The sequence below is a fragment of the Methylobacterium sp. WL116 genome (assembly GCF_008039455.1).
Lineage (GTDB): Bacteria > Pseudomonadota > Alphaproteobacteria > Rhizobiales > Beijerinckiaceae > Methylobacterium.
On record NZ_VRUV01000046.1, the window covers coordinates 1 to 16,504 of the forward strand.

Consider the following 16,504-nt stretch of genomic DNA (forward strand, 5'->3'; position numbering starts at 1 on the left):
TAGACTTCCACGGCAAACATCCTGGGCCCCTCCCGAAAGAGAAGCCTCTCCACTGGCCGGCTTTTACCCCGGCCGCATCAGCACCCCGCCGACGCTCCAGTGGATGGTTTTGTCACCGCCCTACACACGCACGCGACGCGGCTCGGCGAGAAGCGCCTGCGCGATGGCCTCGGCACCAACCACGTCTCGGTGTTCTACCATACGAGCGAGCACGACCGGGGCGCACCGATGCGCTCGGTCTCGACCACGGTGACGCTGCCGGAGGCGACGAACGACACGCTGGCGCTCATCAAAGCCGCCTGCCTCGGCGTTGCGAGTACCTGGCGCGAGCCCGGCGCCCAGCCGTGGCGGTTCAGCAAGGCCGGGATTGTCACCACGGACCTGATGCTGCTCGACGCCAGCCCGCGCGCTCTGATCAGGCAGCTCGACCGCGCGCGCTGGCCCGCTGATGGCGGCGATCGACGCCTGCAACGCCCGCTTCGGCCGCGGCAGCGTCGTCCCCGCCCGCGCTGGGCTCGTCGAGAAGCGGACCTGGTGCACGAAGTTCGAGATGCGCACGCTGCGCTACACGACGCAGGTCAGCGAGCTACCGGTCGCGGTGGCGGACTAAGCCCGATCAACCAACGCCATCATCGCGTGGGCCACCGGGCCTCAAGGCCTGGGGTATAAAGGATACGGGACAAAATCTCGTCACTGGCGTTGACGGCGGTGCGCCCTGCGATCGCGTCGGGCTTCCAGGAAACCGCCGTATGCCGACCAGCGCGACCGAAGCTCCGAAGCCGCCTGCCCAGGTACCGCCGCCCCTTGTCCCGGGTTTGCGCGGGCTCCTGACCCTTGCGGTCGGCGTGGTGCTGGTGGCCGCCCTGTACTTCGGTCGCGAGGTGTTCATCCCCCTGGTGCTGGCGGTGCTTCTCAGCTTCGTCCTGGCCCCGGTAGTCAACCTCCTTCGTCGGATCAAGCTTGGACGCGTGCCTTCCGTTATCGTCGCGGTGCTGCTGGCACTCGGCGTCATCGGTGGCATCGGCGCGGTCATCGGAACCCAGGTCGCGGGGCTTGCCGGCAACCTGCCGCAATACCAGGCCACCGTGCAAAAGAAGTTCGCTGGGCTTCAGCAGGGTTGGCTCGGCGATGCCAACAAGGTCATCGCGAAGTTCAGCCACGAGGTTCACGACGCCACTCAAAAGGCGGATGCCGCAGGGACCACGGCCGCGACAGGCCCCGCGGGCGCCACGCCGAAGGCTCAGTTGGTCCGCGTCCAGGAACCTGAGATCTCCCCGTTGGCGCTGGCTGAGAAGGTACTTGGCCCAATCTTCGAGCCCCTGACCACGGTCGGCATCGTGCTCGTCGTGGTGGTGTTCCTGCTGCTCCAGCGCGAGGACCTGCGCAACCGGATGATCCGCCTGTTCGGGTCGAGCGACCTGCACCGCACGACGGTGGCGATGGACGATGCCGCGGGCCGGCTCGGCACCTATTTCCTCGCCCAGCTCGGCATGAACGCCGCTTTCGGCGGCATCGTCGGCGTCGGCCTTTGGATCATCGGCGTACCCAACCCCCTCCTGTGGGGCGTGTTCTCGGCGCTGATGCGGTTCGTGCCTTACATCGGCGCCTTCATCTCAGGAGTTTTCCCGGTCGCCCTGGCAGCCGCGGTGGACCCGGGCTGGTCGATGGTCATCGCGACTGCGGCGCTCTTCCTGATCGCCGAGCCGATCTTCGGGCAGGTGATCGAGCCGCTGCTGTACGGTCACTCGACCGGGCTCTCGCCCTTCGCGGTGATCGTCTCGACCTTGTTCTGGGGCTTCCTCTGGGGTCCCATCGGCTTGATCCTGGCCACCCCGTTCACCGTTTGCCTCGTTGTGCTCGGCCGTCACGTCGACAGCTTGGAGTTCTTCGACGTTTTGCTCGGTGACCGGCCGCCACTCACCCCGGTGGAGAACTTCTACCAACGCATGCTCGCCGGTGACCCGGACGAGGTACGGGAGGTGGCCGAAGGCATGCTGAAGGATCGCTCGCTGTCCTCGTACTACGATGAGGTGGCGCTGAAGGGCCTGCAGCTCGCCGCCAACGACTTCGCGCGTGGGGTCGTTACCCCCGGCCAACTGGAAAACATCCGCGCTTCCGCCCGTTCGCTAGTCGAGGATTTCGAAGGCCACGACGACGTTGAGCCGGCCGTCGATGCCAAGGCGGTCAATCCGTCCGACACCCCGACGCTGGCCGAGAGGACGCACACGAAGACCGAGGCGGTGCCGGCCCAGGCCCCGCCGCGGGATGCACTCCCAGAGGCGTGGCGCGGCGAGGCGCCGGTGTTGTGCCTTGCCGGACGCGGCCCGCTCGATGAGGCCTCCTCGGCGATGTTGGCGCAGCTACTGCGCAAGCACGGGCTCGGCGCGCGCGTGACGCCCTATCAATCCGCCTCGCGCGAGGGCATCCGCGAGCTCGAACTCTCCGGCGTAGCGATGATCTGCATCTCCTACCTCGACATCACCGGGAACCCATCGCACCTGCGCTACCTGCTGGAGCGGCTGAAACGACGGGCGCCCGGCGTACCCGTGCTAGTCGGCCTGTGGCCCGTCGGAGAAGAGGTTCTCACCAATGCTGCGCTCGGCCGGCAGGTTGGGGCGGATGCCTATGTTTCTTCGCTGCGCGACGGTGTGGATGCTTGCTTGAGTGCTGCCGATAAGGCGGTCGTCGATAGAAGCGCGGCCGCCTGACCTGTTCGAACCGCGCTTGCTGCTGAGCGTCGTAGGGCTTCTGCTGACCACGCCGGAGGAGTGGCGCACGTGGCTTGAAGGCGCCGGCGGAGGGGGCATTGCAGCTTCAGCGGCCGCTGCCAGACGCCGGTATAATGGAGGTTGCTCGTGGATCGCGTAGCGATGGCACCTGATTTGGCCCAGCCAACCATTCCCGTAGCTTCGTCCAGCGTCGCTTCGCACTGCCACCTCGAACTGCCATGCCGATCGCCTTGCGCTGACCGATCAGCACGACGAGCTGCTTGCCGCGGGTGACGCCGGTGTAGAGGAGGTTCCTGGCCAGCATGTTGAAGTGCTGTGTCACGATTGGGATCACCACGGCAGGATACTCCGAGCCCTGGCTCTTGTGGATCGTCGTAGCGAAGGCCGGCACCAGCGTGTCGAGCTCGCCGTAGGGGTAGATCACCTCACGCCCATCGAAGGTGACGACGACGGCGCCCTCCTCCTCGTCGATGCGGGCCACCATGCCGAGATCGCCGTTGAACACGTCGCGGTCGTAATCGTTCTGTGTCTCCATGACCCGGTCGCCGGGAGCGAAGCGCCAGCCGAAGCGCTCGATCTGTTGGGCTGGGTTCGGATTCAGCACGCGCTGGAGCTCGTGGTTGAGGTTGCGCGAGCCGAGCGAGCCACGCAGCATCGGCGTCAGGACCTGCACGTCCCGGATCGGATCGAGCCCGAACGAGCGTGGGATGCGCTTGGTCACGACCTCGATCAGCTTGGCGACACCGACGTCGGGGTCGTCGATCTCGATCAGGTAGAAGTCGGCCTTCTCGCCCGGCTGTGGCCGCTCCGGCATCTGGCCCTGGTTGATGCGGTGGGCGTTGACGATGATCCGGCTCTCGGCTGCCTGGCGGAACACCTCGGTCAGTCGTGCCACGGGCACGCGGTCCGAGGCGATGACGTCGGCCAGCACCTGGCCTGGGCCGACCGAGGGGAGCTGATCGACGTCGCCGACGAGAAGAAGCCCTGCAGGCTCCGGCACGGCCTTCAGGAGGGCGTTCATCAGCGGCACGTCGATCATCGAGCACTCGTCGAGCACGAGCAGGTCGCAGTCCAGCGGGTTCTCCTCGTTGCGCGAGAAGCCGCCGCGCTTCGGGTCGATCTCCAGCAGGCGGTGAATGGTCCTGGCCTCGAGCCGGGTCTGCTCGGTCATCCGCTTGGCGGCGCGACCTGTCGGTGCGGCGAGCAGCACCTTCACGCCCTTGGCCGTGAGGATACGCAGGAGCGAGTCGAGGGTGCTGGTCTTGCCGACACCTGGCCCGCCGGTGATGACGCAGAGCTTCGAGACCAGCATCAGACGGATGGCCTCTTCCTGAGAAGGCGAGAGCGTCTTGCCCGTCTTCGCCTCGACCCAGGGGCGAGCCTTGTCGAGGTCGATGCTGGGCCACGGGGGTGAGCCGCGAGCCCGGGTGACGAGCCGCTCGGCGATCGCTCGTTCAGCGGCATGTAGGCCTTTCAAGAACACGCAGGGCTCGTTGTCGACCGTGTCGGCGACGACCTCCTCGCCACGCGCGAGCTCGTCGGCGACAGCAGTGCGGACGAGAGCAACGTCGACCTCAAGGAGCTTCTGAGCGAGCACGATCAGCCGTTCGATCGGCAAGCCACAATGCCCCTCGTCCATGGCAGTCTGCAGCGCGAACGACACACCGGCCCGGAGCCGCTGGGGCGCCTCCTTGGTCAGCCCGAGACGCATCGCGATCGCGTCCGCGGTCCGGAAGCCGATGCCGCGGATGTCACGGGCGAGGCGGTAGGGATCCTCGGTCATCACGGCGATCGACTCGTAGCCATAGGTCTTGAAGATCCGCACCGCGCGCGCAGTGCCGACGCCGTGCGCGTGCAGGAAGATCATGATCTCCCGCACGGCCTTCTGCTCGGCCCAGCCTGAGACGATGCGAGCCGCCCGCGTCGGGCCGATACCGGAGACCTCCTTCAGGCGCTCGGGATCGGCTTCGATGACCTCGAAGGTGGCTTCTCCGAACAGCGCCACGATGCGCTTGGCCATGGCGGGTCCGATGCCGCGCATGTAGCCAGACGCGAGGTAGCGCTCGATGCCCTCGACCCCGGTCGGTGGTGTGGCCTTGAGCGTATCGGCTTTGAACTGGAGCCCGTGCTGCCGGTCTGTGAACCAGATCCCGGTTGCCGTGATCCACTCACCGGCGGCAATCGCAGGTGCATGGCCGATCACCGGTACCAGGTCGCGCTTTCCCCGCGCTTGGACCTTGAGCACGCAAAAGCCGGTCTCGGGGTTGTGGAAGGTGACGCGCTCGATCGTGCCTGCGAGCGTCTCGAGAGGTGCGCCGTGGTTGAACGACTTCTGCGGCGCGCCTCTGTTCACGTCGGATGCTCTATCACTTGGTTACGAAGTCACAAGGTAGGGCCTAACGAATTCGTCTAAGGTCTCAATGAAGCGCTCTGCAAGATGCGACGTGCCTCCCCGTGAAGGCCGCAAAACACCGACTTCGTAAGGAATAGTTGGGATGAAGGGCCTAACGACGAGATCAGATCGACTGAGAGTCGCTTGAGCCGCACTGATCGGATCAGAGATGCAAACTCCTACCCCGTGTAGGACGAGATTTAGAGCCGTTGCGTAGAATTCGCACTCGGCGACAATATTTGCGCGGGTTCCCGCTGCCTCAAAGGCGCGGGCGATTGGTATCGTCGTGCCGTGGTCCGGCAGCAACCCAATTAATGGATGATCGTCTAGGAGGGCCGGGGTGAGCTGCGCCTCATTAGCGAGCACATGGTCGATGCGTAGCACCGCCACGCAGTCGAACCGGTAGCGATGCACGATGGCGTCGGTCCGATCGAACGGCGCCTCGGCGATGCCGAGATCGAAGGCACGCGTCGCAACAAGATCACGCACCTCGCGTGAACTGCGAGTCAGGAAACGGACTGTGACCTGGGGACGCGACGCCCGAAAAGCCGCAAGTATCTGCGGGAGCCACGCGATGCCTGGTCCCGGATTGGACGCGATGGTCAGGTGTCCGCGGGTCGCCGCCTGGATGCCGGCAGCCGCCTCGTCGAGCCGCGCCAGGCTAGCCAACGCTCGCAGCGCCTCCTGATGAAGCAACAGCGCCTCCGCCGTCGGCACGATTTGGCGCCCTTCCCGGGCGAACAGTTGGAAACCGGCGTGACGTTCGAGATGAGCGAGTGCCGCCGAGACGGCAGGCTGGGTTACCCCGAGCGAGCGGGCTGCCGCCGTCATCGAGCCGCTCTCGACAACCGCAGCGAAGATCTGAATTTGCCTGATATCCATAAGCGATGTTTATGGGTCCAAACAGCGGCTATCAAACGAAAAATTCAGTTTGATAACTGATTTGACAAGATTGGCATAAGCATTGCTAATCCTGAGTTATGGATAGCAGGGCCCCACCAAAGATTCTCGCCGCTGAGGCGCTGACGAAGGCTTACGGCAGCACGCCAGTCCTCCGTGAGGTCGACCTCGCCCTACGCGAGGGCGAAGTCGTGTGCGTGATCGGCCCCAGCGGATCGGGCAAGACAACCCTTCTGCGATGCCTGGCTTTGTTGGAGGAGCCTCAGGGCGGCCGCATCGTCATGCGCGACCAGATCGTCGGCGCTCCGCGGCAGAGCGCTGAGGTTCGGAAGGCAGCCTGGGGCGTGCGCGCCGACATCGGGATGGTCTTCCAACAGTTCAATCTGTGGCCGCACATGAGCGTCCTGGCCAACGTGATCGAGGCGCCCATGCGCGCTCGCGGCGTTCCGAAAGACAAAGCGATCGCTCAGGCCGAGCTGCTCCTGGCGAAGGTCGGGTTAGCGGACAAACGTGATGTCTACCCGACGCGTCTCTCGGGCGGACAGCAGCAGCGTGTCGCGATCGCGCGTGCCCTGGCGATGCGGCCGTCGGTGCTGCTGTTCGATGAGCCGACGAGCGCCCTCGATCCCGAGCTTCGCCGGGAGGTCCTCGTCGTCATGCAGGCCCTGGCCGAGGAGGGCATGACGATGATGGTCGTGACCCACGAGATGGGCTTCGCCCGCCGCGTCGCGGACCGGATCGTGTTCATGGACCAGGGTCAGATCGTCGAGGAGGCGCCGTCCGAGCGCTTCTTCGCGGCGCCCGCAAGCGCCCGGGCGCAGCGCTTTCTTTCACAACTCGAAGACTGACTAGAACCGAGGAGAGATCGATGGGACGGTTCAAGACCCTGGCGGCTGCCGGTGCTTTCGCGTTGGCCTTGGCTGGCAGCGCGGCGCAGGCCCAGCAGGCGGAATCCCGACTTTACCAAGTGACGAAGGCGCACAAGCTGCGCGTCTGCGTCTGGCCGCTCTACTACGCGATCACGATGCGCAACCCTCAGACCGGCCAGTTGGAGGGGATCGACGCCGACTTGTCTAAGGAGTTTGCAAAGGATCTCGGCGTCGATCTCGAATACGTCGAGACCTCGTTTGGGACCTTCACTGCCGATCTCCAGGCCAACAAGTGCGAGATTGGTATGTTCGGCGTCGGCGCCACCATGAAGCGCGCGCAGGCGGTCGCCTTCAGTCGGCCCTACCTCGTCACCAACATCTACGCCGTGATCCGGCCGGGCGGGCGGGTCAAGCAGTGGAGCGACATCGACCAGAAGGGCGTCGCGGTCGCGGTGACGCTAGGAAGCTACATCGAGCCGTTCATGCGCGGCTACCTGAAGAACGCCAGCCTGACCGCTGTGACGGCGCCGGCGACGGTGCAGGCAGAGATGATGTCCAATCGTGCCGACGTCATCATGTCGGATTTTCCGACCGCACTGAAGATGAAGAAGGAGTTCGGCACCGAGTTCCTGACGCCGCCCGAGAAGCTTGCCGTCACGCCCTACGCCTACGTGGTGCCGCAGGGCGACCAGATCTGGCTGAACTACGTCAACCTCTTCGTCGAGACGATCAAACTGGACGGGCGGCTCGCCAAAGCCGCCGAGCGCAACGGCCTCGGTCCGATCGTCGCGCCGTGATGGGGGCCTACCAATTCCGTTGGGACGTCATCCCCGCCAACATCGGCTTCCTGATGTCGGGCGTGGGGATGACGCTCCTCATCTCTGCCTTGACCCTCGTCTTCGCGACGTTCGGCGGGCTCGTCATCGCAGCAATGTCCGCGTCGCGTCTATGGCCAGCGCGGGCGGTCGCCTACGCCTTCGGCGAGGTGATCCGCAACACGCCGATCCTCGTCCAGCTCCTCTGGGTCTACTACGTTCTTCCGATGCTGCTCGGCATTCGGCTCGACGCCCTTACCGCCAGCATCATCGGTCTGTCGATCTACTCCTCAGCCTTCATCGCGGAGGTCTTCCGGGCGGGCATCCAGGCTGTGCCGGTCGGCCATCGAGAGGCGGCGCAGGTCCTCGGGCTGTCGCAGGGACAAGCCTTCGTCCGCATCGTCCTCCCTCAGGCGGTGCGTCTGATCCTGCCGCCGCTCGCCGCCAACTTCGTGCAACTGATCAAATACTCCTCGCTCGCCTCGGTGATCTCGGTCGGCGAGGTGACGCGGCGAGGCATGGAGCTGTCCTCGAGCACCTTCCGACCGCTGGAGATCTTTACCTTCATCGGACTGGTTTATTTCGCGATCTGCTGGCCCCTGACGCAGTCGATCCGCATGTGGGAGCGCCGTCTTGCCTGCCGTTGAAACCTCGTTTGCATCCGACACTCTGCCAGTCGCTGAGATCCGACACCGCCTTGCAGAGACGCGTGCGGACGCCGTCGCTGAACTTGCCCTCCGCCTCGTTCGGGCTGCTTCGCCGAATCCGCCTGGATCGACGCGCGAGGCTGCCGATGTTGCCGCAGCGATCCTCAGAGAGCATGTTCCGGACGCGGAGATTGTGCGCCACGAACCCGCGCCCGGGATCGTCAACCTCGCTGCCCGCATCCATGGCCGAGGGCCGGGCCCCCGCGTGATCTTCAACGGGCACCTCGACACCTACCCAGTCGGCGCACCAGAGGATTGGACCGTGGATCCTTCCGGCGTGCTGGACGGGGACAGGCTCTACGGCCGCGGAGCGTCCGACATGAAGGGCGGCATCGCCGCGGCGATCCTCGCCTTCTCCGCCCTTGCAAAGGTCCGATCGTATTGGTGCGGCGAGCTCGTGCTGACGCTTGCGGGCGACGAGGAGACCATGGGTCCACTCGGGACGCGTTGGCTGATGGACAACCTGCCCTGGGCGACGGGCGATGCCGTCCTCATCGCAGATGCTGGTTCGCCGAGGGTGCTGCGCTTCGGTGAGAAGGGGTTCCTCTGGGTCGAGGTCGTGGCCTCGGGTCGTCCGGCACACGGGGCGCACGTGCATCGGGGCGACAACGCTATCGACCGGCTTCGGCGCGCCCTCGACCGCCTCTCCGGCCTACGCGAACTGCTCGCGAATGCCCCGCTCGCAGTAAGTCAGGCGATCGCGGCGTCGAAGTCGATCTCGGAGCCGCTCGCCGGCGACGGCGAAGCGGAGGTCCTGGGACGCTGCACCGTGAACATCGGGCTGATCCAGGGTGGCACATCGCCGAACCTCGTGCCTGCCCGTGCGAGCGCCGCACTCGACATCCGAATACCGGTCGGTCTCTCCATCGAGGTAGTGGAAGAGGCCCTTGCTCGCGCGCTCGATGAGCCCAGCATCAGCTACCGGGTCCTGCGCCGGTTCGCCCCGAACCACACGGATCCCTCTCATCCCGTAGTCACGACGTGCACGGCTGCCGCGCATGCCGTCACCGGCGCACCGGTCGCCGTGAACATGCGCGTCGGGGGATCCGACGCTCGCTGGTTCCGGATGGCCGGGCTGCCGACCGTTGTCTACGGACCCACGCCCCACGGAATGGGAAGCCCTGACGAGTTCGTGCTCATCAGCGATCTCGACCAGGTCGTACGAGTGCATGCGCTGACCGCCTTCGATCTGCTTCAGGACGCGTCGTGACCGAACCCCTCTTCCACCAACCCGTGACCTTCATGGGGCTGCCGGCCGGACGTCCAGGCCCGGGCTGCCGTGCCGCGATCCTAGGCGCACCGTTCGACTGCGGCACGCATCCCTTCCGCGTCGGCGCTCGCCAGGGGCCGACGCACGTGCGGCAGCAATCCGGCCTGATCCGCCGGTATCACCCGGCCCTGGCCGATGCGGACCTGCTCACACTGCTCGGTGCCGTCGATTGCGGAGATGCGATCCTGACGCCGGGCCGCATCAAGGACGCACTCCCCCGCATCGAGGCCGCGGCGACGTCGATCCTCGAGACCGGGGCCGTTCCGATCGGCATCGGTGGCGACGGCTCCGTATCGCTTGCGCTGATGCGGGCCGCGGCTCGACAGCATCCCGGCCTCGTCGCGCTGCACATCGACAGCCATACCGACGCTTACCCCTACGTTCCGGAAGATCGCTACAACGCCGCAACCCAGTTCACGAACGCGGCCGAAGAAGGTCTCGTCGACGCCGCACTCTCCTGGCATGTCGGCATCCGTGGGTTCACCTATCGTGACGGCGTCCTCGACCATGCCAACCATCTTGGCTTCCGCGTGGTCACCACCGAGACGCTGCTGCGACGCGGCTTCGAACAGACCATCGCGGAGTTCCGCCACGCCGTCGCTGGACGTCCCGTCTATCTGTGCTGGGACATGGACGTGTTCGACCCGTCGGTCGCACCAGGCGTGTGCACCCCAAGTTGGGGTGGCCTTAGTGCTCGGGAAGGTATCGAGCTCCTTCGCAGTCTTACCGACCTGAACATCGTCGCGGTCGACTTCAACACCGTTAGCCCGCCCCATGACGTAAACGACATGGCCGCGCATCTGTGCGCTCACATGATCATGGAGACGATGGTGCTGTTAGCCCGTCAATTCGGGCTACTCACCTGACCCGAGATGGCGGGCCGCCTCGCACCGAAATCATATGCGCAATGCCATTCGCAATCGTGGTGGTCGCATCCAGATCGAACCGAGTTAGCGTCACCGCTGGTTCATGGTCGACAGCCGAACGCTGCCTCCTCTAGATCCATCTCAGCCCCGCGGCGCCCGCCACCCGGCTGCTTTCGCCTCGTCCTCGGTGCAGAACATGCGCTCGCCGGCCTTCTCGTCGATCACGGTGCGCGTGTAGGCGCTCGTCCCTGGCAGGTGGTAGATCCGATCGCCCCTGGCCGAGATGTTGCCCTTGATCGTGCACGTCATGGAGGCATTCGATCCGGCTGGTGTTGGCTCGTCAGCTGCTCGCGCCGCCACTCCACCTCGACGCGCTCGACGCCACCCGGATGGGTCCTCGAACGTGCCGGCCCAAATCCCTCGCTTGGCCGCACGCGCCTGTGCTTCCTGTCCAGCATAGTCGGTCGAGTAGCGCCGGAAGGCGATGGCATGGCCTTGCGCCACCATCCAGGCGTTCAGGTCCTCAGGGCCCTTCCTGCAGATGGCAACGGTGCGACCATAACGGTCGGTGTCCCGAGACTCACATGAGATTGGCGCCTCGCCGATCCGGTCCGACAGCGCGAGGGCAGCAACCTGTCCGCAGCGGTACTCCTTGCCGGCGGCGTCCTCGCATACCTGGGCGCTCTCCGGCGCGTCGATGCCGAAGAGGCGAATGCGGATGCCGTGGATCACCACCGTGTCGCCATCGGTGACGCTGGCCCGGCCGATGATCGGCTCGGCAGCGAATGCGCCCCCACCCTGCAACATGATGATGGCGGTGAGCAGGGCGTGACGCATGCGAATGACCCTACGCGTTGCCGACGACCTGTCGAGTAGCGTCCATTCGGACACCAGCGCTGCACCTTCCACGGTAAACGTCACCAACAATGGTGAGCCGGTCACCGCTGCTGAGGTGCGGTAGCATCCCGACGGCTCGCTCGACATCATCCTCAACCAGATGGAGGCGCGGTCTGCCGGCCAAATCGCAGAAGCTCGGGGACCGCTTCCTGACACTATCGGGCCGGCGGCCGGCGCCTGAGGGGCTGAGGCCGCTCGCCGGCCCCATAGCGGGAGGGGAAGTCCGGATCGCTGGGACGAAGGGCCGGCCCCGGCGAAAGCCGATCAGATGCGATAGCCTCTTGCTGATGGCTACTTCTTTCTATCGCCACCTAATGGCTTCGGTGCAGGTTTCTCTGGTGATTTGGACGGGGGTTTCTGCTCGGGTTGCGGCAGGCGTCGCTTCGGATGATCGTCGCTTTTGATCACGTGATCCTGCGCGGGCGCCCGCTTGGTCTCGTCGATGCGATGTGTATCAGCTCCAGGGCTTTTCGTGCCCGTCGGGCGTTTCTCAGGATGAGCATCCAGGCCAGCAGTCATGTCTGAGATCACCGATACGTTCGCGACGGCCGAAGATGGCACGCTCGATCTGATCAAGCGAGAGGCCGACGCCTATCTCGGTGCACAGTTGACGGTGGCGCTGGCTGGTAATCAGCGAGCAATGACCTTCTTTGGGTTCCTGGCGACGGCCGCCTCGGTGATCGCAACGGCGAGCGTCACCGTCCTAGTGACCAAGCCCGATTTCCTCCCGTTCGGCATCATCGGATTGGCGGTGGTCGCTGGATTGCTGGCTGCCATGGTGCTCGCCAACCTCTCTGCGATGCCCGATGCATTCAGCTATGTGGGCAACACGCCGGCGGGGTGGGTCGCGGACGTGAAGGGGAAGAAGCCCCTCGGGCTATCGAAGGCCGAGGCTCTCGAGGACAGCGCTGAGTGCATTACCGCCAATCGCGCTGTGCTGGAGCGAGCGGCAAAGCTCATCCGATGGGCTATGTGGACAGCCTGGGGCAGCATCAGTCTCGGGGCGCTCGTTTCGCTCGTGACGCTCGGGCAGATCATGGATGCGTCTGCGGTTGTCCCCACCCCACCAGGATAGCAGAGTGAGGACTCTCTCCCCTGACGCCGTCAGGGGTATCCTCGGCCGATGGCCGTGAGGCCGCATCGCCCCAACAAGATATGCATCGAAACTCAGTGGTGAGCGGGAAAAGCTATGCCGTTCAAGCGGTCGCGCCGCTCAACAGGAAAACCTAGGTACTCATGCATGTTAAAGTGGTGATTTTCGAGCCATTCTGGGTCTGCTGCTACTACCAAGCATAGACCCGCGTCAGTGTGCCAGACAAATACAGACCCACGCTGGGCGGGCAGATTCAGATCAGCCGCCAAGCGTTTCGCTGCCACCAATGGTGAAACGTCGGACATCAAAGATTGTGACCCGCAACAATCTGAAGTTCAAGCTGATCCAGGATAGGTCTTAACGGCAGGATAAAACTCAGATTTCTGTCAGGGTCCCCCGCAAAAACCAAGCCGACGGCTCTCCGCACGCCCTGAGCGTCACGGCTCACGACGAGAGAACCAGAGTCTCCTGGCTTTGAAAATGGCGTCGGGAAACTCTGAATGATGAATGTCTCCTCGAAAAAAACGCTCTTCGTGATGCCGTACTCCCGGACATTATAAGCCACCGGAACGGGCGAGGCAGACTGCGCGACGATCTGGCCATGAGTATGGCCCGTGGTCCTGCCGACTTTTTCCACGAGCATGCCTGGCATCGGATCAGCGACCTCGAGCGGGGTATCATAGGCATTCCCCTGCATCGAGGTCACGTTTTCTGGATCCACTATCTCGAAACAGCATGCATCCCAGTTGACGCTGATGTCCACATTCTCCGGGATCCCATCGTTGATAGGCAGCAAGCGCACATGTCTTCCAATCGTGAACGGCGCACGGTGTTCGGCGGTCACGTCGACGGGGCCGGGAGCCAGGATCGGTAGGCCCGGCTGAGCGTGATTGCACGCTCCTGAAACATGGTTGTTGCTTACGCCATGCAGCACGCCATCGGCATCCCGCGTGAGCAGTCCGATCGTTCCAGCGCCCATACAATTCGCTGGAAATACGGAGCTACCACAACAGTACTTTCCATTGTGCTCGAAGTAAGGACGATGCGCCTGTGGCGGCGGAGGATTACCTTTTACCTGAGCAATGCCACCATAAATATATTCGACGGCAAAGCCACCAGGCCAATTGCTCGGCATAAATTTTCGTTCTGTTGCCGTAAGTTTGCCTTTGGTAAAAATTACAACTCGCCTGCCGGCTTCATCGAAGCCCACAAGATTGATCGCGCGTTTTCGAAATACGTCCTGGACCCTCTGGGCGTTAAACGTCCCGGGAACATCTGCGACGGCTTCTTCGTCTTCCGTCTCTATCGATTCTTCCATACCTGAAAGAGAGAGTAGATGATTTTCTTTAGCCCACTGAAGAACTGAAAGAGCGGCATTTTTGTGGGCGTCTCTACCTCATCTTGTTCTGCAACGACATTCGGGGCATCGTCCGCCTCGACAGCGATATCATCGGCCATGAAAAGCTATCGTCCTTCCCTAGAGCACTCGTTCTTGTATCGTCGCTATATCAAATCGGTCATTTGAGGGGCAGACAGAATCCGCAATGTCGGACCGCGATTCAACAGAATGTTGCAGTTAGGGCAGGTCGTCGCTGCCGGCAAAAGCTACATTGCCGGAGGGGCGAACGGACGGGCGAAGCGCCGGCGCACCGACGAGTACGACGCGGCGCAGGAGCGGGGTGAAGTCCAAGGGCACGGCGGCCAGGGTAGGAGGGATGTTCCAGACGGTAACATCCCTGCTGCCACCGTCACCGACCTCGGCCTCACCCGCAAAGCCGTGCACGAGGCGCGGCAGATCCGCGATGCTCAGGTGTCGGATCCCGGCTTAATCCGTCGCACGCCCGACGCATATCAGTAGCAGCAGGATCCGACCGAGCCACGGATCTGGCAGCTTCAATCGGCGTCGGGGAACTGCTCTTTGTGTGATGCGAGATGCGCCTGGCGAGTCTCAAGGCTTCGTCGTGCTTTTCTGATGTGTTGGCCAGCGCGAAGGTTGCCCGGATTGGATCGAGCTAGCGATTGAGCGAGATCGAGAGTTTCTTCGGCCTGGGCAACGTTAGCCTCAAGAATCGCTCTTGCCTCTGCGGCGGTCAATTGTTTCATCTAAATGGCTCCGGTTTAAATAGACACATTAAAAACAAAGATACTTTGTTGAAGCGCAGCTATCACTATTGTAAATTATTTTCTTAGTCTTGGATGTAAAATTAATTTATATGGAATTTAAGGAGTGTTCATGTCAATAAATTCGATCAACACATTCGTATATGCATCAATGTCAGCTTCTGATATTTTGAGCGTAATGCTCTTGCGTGGAAAGCTTGACTTTGTTCCAAGTTTGAAATTGATATCACCATTATTTTCGAATACCATAAGTATTCTCTGCATATCTCCATCGTCGAACGGGAAGGGCTTGCGAGTGTATCCAATTTTTCCTTTATATACTCTGTCGCTATCCGATTTTTGCTCTGCGATCAGATATAGAGGTTTGCCGTGTTGTGACAGAGCGCTATTCACTCTATCAATAGCTTCGGTCAATACTTGCATATTAACGGACCATGACGCCTGTACGGATTGCCGTACTTGCTCTCGCACGGCGATCCGCCTCTTGAGCCTCCTGAACAGCTTTTTTCCGCCGAGCCTCTTCGGCCTGTCGTCCTGCGAGCTGAGCAAGCTTTTCATTCAGGCTCATCGTGTTCCATCCGTGTTGCACGGACCAGCCTACGCTCGGCCGTAACCCGTTGTAAACGTTAGGTTCGTGTTGCAAGCCGCTGCAACACGGATTGAGGTTCCTGCCGCCAAGAAAAAACCCGCCAAGTCATTGACCAGGCGGGCTAAAATGATGGTGAGCGCGTTGGGGTTCGAACCCAAGACCTACAGATTAAAAGTCCGTTGCTCTACCAGCTGAGCTACGCGCTCGCGTCCGCCGTGCGGTCGGCCGCGCGGGCCGGGCCCGGGGAGGCGTGGGTGGAATAGGGGAGGCCGCCGGACGGGTCAACATGGGCGTGGCCCGTGCGGCGTCGCATCCGAGGCGCGCGGGCGCCGTCGTGCCGCGCGGGCGCCATGGTCTGCTGGCATCGGCGGTCGAACGCCCCCTCCTTGGGCCGGAAGGCCAGCCGTGATCCCTCCCCTCTCCTCCCCGGCGTCGTCCTCCCGCCGCTGGCGGCGCTTCGCCGGGACCTTCGCCCTCGCCGGCCTCGGGGCCGGCCTCGCCGCGATCGGTTTCGTCGCCGCGATGGACCCCTACGGCCTTCGCGCGCGCCCGGGCCGGCCGGGGGCGATCATGGATCGCAACCAGCGCTTCATGTATCCGCGGATCGCCCGCGCGGGCGGGTACGATGCGGCGGTGTTCGGCACCTCAACGGCGCGCCTCATCGATCCGAACGCCCTCGACCGGGCGTTCGGGGCGCGCTTCGCCAACCTGGCCGTCAATGCCGCGACGCCGGACGAGCAGCGCACGCTGGCGCGGCTGTTCCTGCGCCGGAACACCGTGCACGCGGTGCTGTTCGCGCTCGATTCGACGTGGTGCGCCGCCGACGCGCCCCGCCGCACCGCGCATCCGTTCCCGGACTGGCTCTATGCGGAGGGCGCGCCCTGGGGCTGGCTGCGGCAGGTGAACGGGCAGAGCCTCGGGATCGCGGCCCAAGTCGCGCTCAACCGCCTCGGCCTCGCGCCGGCCCGCATCCGCGGCGACGGGTTTTCCGTGTTCACGCCGCCGGAGGCCAGCTACGACCCGGTCCGCGCCGCGCGCCACATCCATGGCGGCGGCAGCCCGCTCGATCCGGAGGCGGCCGGCCCGGGCACGCCTCCCCCGGCCCAGGCCGGCGACGCCATGCCCATGCTCGATGCGTTCGATGCGCTGCTGGCCTCCGTGCCGGACGCGAGCGCGTAGCTCAGCTGGTAGAGCAACGGACTTTTAATCTGTAGGTCTTGGGTTCGAACCCCAACGCGCTCACCATCATTTTAGCC

15 protein-coding genes, 2 tRNA genes and 3 pseudogenes are annotated in these 16,504 nt (G+C 63.8%); 12 read left to right on the forward strand and 8 right to left on the reverse strand.

Going from position 1 to position 16,504, the window contains the following annotated elements:
• Window positions 1–129: 129 nt before the first annotated feature.
• From FV223_RS06505 to FV223_RS31595, 3 genes and pseudogenes are all read left to right on the forward strand, one after another.
• Window positions 130–610: pseudogene (locus FV223_RS06505) on the forward strand (DUF4113 domain-containing protein); the annotation flags it as partial.
• A 139-nt stretch (window positions 611–749) separates the two neighbouring features.
• Window positions 750–2,708, forward strand: coding sequence for an AI-2E family transporter (locus tag FV223_RS06510; RefSeq protein ID WP_147726040.1), 1,959 nt, complete (start codon window positions 750–752; stop codon window positions 2,706–2,708).
• Between the two features lie 37 nt (window positions 2,709–2,745).
• A pseudogene (locus tag FV223_RS31595) lies at window positions 2,746–2,875 on the forward strand (SOS response-associated peptidase); the annotation flags it as partial.
• On the opposite strand, the gene FV223_RS06515 reads toward FV223_RS31595, so the two are convergent.
• Together FV223_RS06515 and FV223_RS06520 are read right to left on the reverse strand one after the other, a co-directional pair.
• Window positions 2,815–5,082, reverse strand: coding sequence for an ATP-dependent RecD-like DNA helicase (locus FV223_RS06515; protein ID WP_147726041.1), 2,268 nt, complete (start codon window positions 5,080–5,082; stop codon window positions 2,815–2,817). The pseudogene FV223_RS31595 and the gene FV223_RS06515 overlap by 61 nt on opposite strands.
• 21 nt (window positions 5,083–5,103) lie before the next feature.
• Window positions 5,104–6,003, reverse strand: a complete 900-nt coding sequence (locus FV223_RS06520) for a LysR family transcriptional regulator (RefSeq protein WP_147726042.1) — start codon at window positions 6,001–6,003, stop codon at window positions 5,104–5,106.
• 98 nt (window positions 6,004–6,101) lie between these two features.
• On the opposite strand from FV223_RS06520, the gene FV223_RS06525 reads away from it, so the two are divergent.
• The 5 genes from FV223_RS06525 (at window position 6,102) to FV223_RS06545 (ending at window position 10,548) form a co-directional block, all read left to right on the forward strand.
• Window positions 6,102–6,869 (forward strand): amino acid ABC transporter ATP-binding protein, encoded by a 768-nt coding sequence (locus tag FV223_RS06525; protein WP_281406241.1) that lies wholly within the window; start codon window positions 6,102–6,104, stop codon window positions 6,867–6,869.
• Between the two features lie 20 nt (window positions 6,870–6,889).
• A complete protein-coding gene (locus FV223_RS06530) occupies window positions 6,890–7,687 on the forward strand; it encodes an ABC transporter substrate-binding protein (protein ID WP_147726043.1) in 798 nt (265 codons plus the stop codon).
• Window positions 7,687–8,352, forward strand: a complete 666-nt coding sequence (locus FV223_RS06535; RefSeq protein WP_147726053.1) for an amino acid ABC transporter permease — start codon at window positions 7,687–7,689, stop codon at window positions 8,350–8,352. Before FV223_RS06530 ends, FV223_RS06535 begins: the two co-directional genes overlap by 1 nt.
• A 193-nt stretch (window positions 8,353–8,545) precedes the next feature.
• Window positions 8,546–9,622 (forward strand): M20/M25/M40 family metallo-hydrolase, encoded by a 1,077-nt coding sequence (locus FV223_RS06540; RefSeq protein WP_246689622.1) that lies wholly within the window; start codon window positions 8,546–8,548, stop codon window positions 9,620–9,622.
• Window positions 9,619–10,548 (forward strand): arginase family protein, encoded by a 930-nt coding sequence (locus tag FV223_RS06545; RefSeq protein ID WP_147726044.1) that lies wholly within the window; start codon window positions 9,619–9,621, stop codon window positions 10,546–10,548. The genes FV223_RS06540 and FV223_RS06545 overlap by 4 nt, the downstream gene beginning before the upstream one ends.
• Before the next feature lie 141 nt (window positions 10,549–10,689).
• Here the strand turns inward: FV223_RS06545 and FV223_RS06550 are convergent, their stop codons facing one another.
• Entirely contained in the window at window positions 10,690–11,385 is a 696-nt protein-coding gene (locus tag FV223_RS06550; protein ID WP_147726045.1) for a thermonuclease family protein, read from the reverse strand.
• Window positions 11,386–11,962: 577 nt separating this feature from the next.
• On the opposite strand from FV223_RS06550, the gene FV223_RS06555 reads away from it, so the two are divergent.
• Window positions 11,963–12,520 carry a hypothetical protein gene (locus FV223_RS06555; RefSeq protein WP_147726046.1) on the forward strand — a complete coding sequence of 186 codons (558 nt, stop codon included), beginning with the start codon at window positions 11,963–11,965 and terminating at the stop codon, window positions 12,518–12,520.
• A gap of 322 nt (window positions 12,521–12,842) precedes the next feature.
• Here FV223_RS06555 and FV223_RS06560 read toward each other — a convergent pair whose 3' ends face one another.
• Window positions 12,843–13,748, reverse strand: coding sequence for a hypothetical protein (locus FV223_RS06560; RefSeq protein WP_147726047.1), 906 nt, complete (start codon window positions 13,746–13,748; stop codon window positions 12,843–12,845).
• Window positions 13,749–13,840: 92 nt separating this feature from the next.
• Entirely contained in the window at window positions 13,841–13,996 is a 156-nt protein-coding gene (locus tag FV223_RS30150) for a hypothetical protein (RefSeq protein WP_187276077.1), read from the reverse strand.
• A gap of 109 nt (window positions 13,997–14,105) precedes the next feature.
• Here FV223_RS30150 and FV223_RS06565 point away from each other — a divergent pair, with 109 nt between their 5' ends.
• Window positions 14,106–14,396 (forward strand): hypothetical protein, encoded by a 291-nt coding sequence (locus FV223_RS06565; protein WP_147726048.1) that lies wholly within the window; start codon window positions 14,106–14,108, stop codon window positions 14,394–14,396.
• 35 nt (window positions 14,397–14,431) lie between these two features.
• On the opposite strand, the gene FV223_RS06570 is transcribed toward FV223_RS06565, so the two are convergent.
• The 3 genes from FV223_RS06570 to FV223_RS06580 all read right to left on the reverse strand — a co-directional run bounded on the left by FV223_RS06570 (window position 14,432) and on the right by FV223_RS06580 (window position 15,454).
• Complete coding sequence (locus FV223_RS06570) at window positions 14,432–14,641, reverse strand: hypothetical protein (RefSeq protein ID WP_147726049.1); 210 nt, start codon at window positions 14,639–14,641, stop codon at window positions 14,432–14,434.
• Between the two features lie 117 nt (window positions 14,642–14,758).
• A complete protein-coding gene (locus FV223_RS06575) occupies window positions 14,759–15,217 on the reverse strand; it encodes a hypothetical protein (RefSeq protein ID WP_147726050.1) in 459 nt (152 codons plus the stop codon).
• Window positions 15,218–15,378: 161 nt separating this feature from the next.
• Window positions 15,379–15,454: transfer RNA gene (locus tag FV223_RS06580), tRNA-Lys, on the reverse strand.
• Window positions 15,455–15,770: 316 nt separating this feature from the next.
• Between FV223_RS06580 and FV223_RS06585 the strand changes: the two are divergent.
• Window positions 15,771–16,292 (forward strand): annotated as a pseudogene (locus tag FV223_RS06585) (hypothetical protein); the annotation flags it as partial.
• A 125-nt stretch (window positions 16,293–16,417) separates the two neighbouring features.
• Window positions 16,418–16,493 (forward strand) — tRNA-Lys (locus tag FV223_RS06590).
• Window positions 16,494–16,504: the final 11 nt, after the last annotated feature.